Here is a 1,355-nt window from a genome sequence, read left to right as displayed (position 1 = left end):
GGTAAAACTGGGTTTGTACCAGTAAAAGCGCGGTGGGTAATCGAAAGGACGCTCTTCGTGGATGGAAAGATGTAAGAGTTTGGTCAAGAATTTTGTGCATGACTCTTGAGCATGCTAATACCAAGATTAGTTTGTGTTTTGTTCGACTGATGTTGAAAAGATTAGCTACTGCTTAAAAAGATCTCAAATAGGTTCTATATTGGGTTTCTGTGTATTTTTAAATTCCAGAGGAAAGTCGATATAATAGACATGCTTCCAGTCGTTAATTAGAAAAGGAAAAATTAGCCTATTATTTTCCCAGTAAGGCATTTCAGATGAAATGACATCACAGGTTGGAGACTCTCCTGTTGCCATATACTCTATTCGAGACTCATGATATCTACTCTTGAAATCTTAAAAATGTGATGTCGTTGAGGTCATTAGTTTTGATTTAAAATAAACTAAGAGTATCTAAAACAGCTTTAATTTTAGGAACTTCATGAGTTCTAAACAAATCGGTTTTTCCTAATGCTGCTAGAACTGCAAAGAAAGGTTCAGCACTTCTGACTTCTTCCCCAAAACATTCAAAAGCATGGGGGAGGGCATGACACACGGGAAAACCCAATTTCCGAAGACGAAAAGTATTTAAAAAGGTTTTCATTTGAAAACGAATGCGTAGGGCGCTGTCTTGAAGATTTTTGTAGTAGAAACCTAACCCGGCATCAACAAAAATTTTCCTAACACCAAGTTTAGTAGCTAGTTCAATCTCTTTGGCAAAATAATCATACATTAAGTCTGTTGGATCGTTGCCAAAATCAAAGTTATCAACTTCTCTGACGTTTTTTCCTTGAACGTAACAGATGATCACCCCAGCATCAAACTCCGATACCTGTTGATAAATTTCCTGATTGTCTTGGGAACCCGTTAAATTGATGATATTGGCTCCAACTTTTAAACATTCCCTAGCCACTTGAGGATAATAGGTTTCAATAGAAGTTAACACACCTTCTTGATGGAGGGCTTCCAACACAGGCAAAATTTTACTTTGTTGCCTCACATCTTCTACTCTCTCAGCATGGGGCAAAGAAGATTCAGCACCAATATCTACAAAATCTGCTCCTTGGGCTTTTAACATGATGCCGCGACGAATCGCTTGTTCTGAACTTAAACAGACACTTTCCCTGTACCAAGAATCACTAGAAAGATTGACTACTCCTAAGATAGCTTTTTCAGAATTAAAATTCAAATGTTTGTTGCCAATGGTAAATTCTTCAACTTTTACGCTTAAGGCATCCTTATACTGTTCATGAATGTCGTATAGATGTTCGAGAGTCAGCATGTTTATCCTATTCAAAATATTGTTCTATTTACTAAAA

1 protein-coding gene is annotated in these 1,355 nt (G+C 36.9%); it reads right to left on the bottom strand.

Features of this window, described 5'->3' with window-relative positions; genetic code table 11:
• Nucleotides 1–430: 430 nt before the first annotated feature.
• Nucleotides 431–1,333, bottom strand: a complete 903-nt coding sequence (locus F6K53_RS42795) for a dihydropteroate synthase (protein WP_293086678.1) — start codon at nt 1,331–1,333, stop codon at nt 431–433.
• Nucleotides 1,334–1,355: the final 22 nt, after the last annotated feature.

It is taken from the genome of Moorena sp. SIO4A1, from assembly GCF_010672065.1.
GTDB lineage: Bacteria > Cyanobacteriota > Cyanobacteriia > Cyanobacteriales > Coleofasciculaceae > Moorena.
The sequence above is the reverse complement of the archived record's forward strand: the minus strand, read 5'-3'. Positions and strand labels throughout refer to the sequence as shown.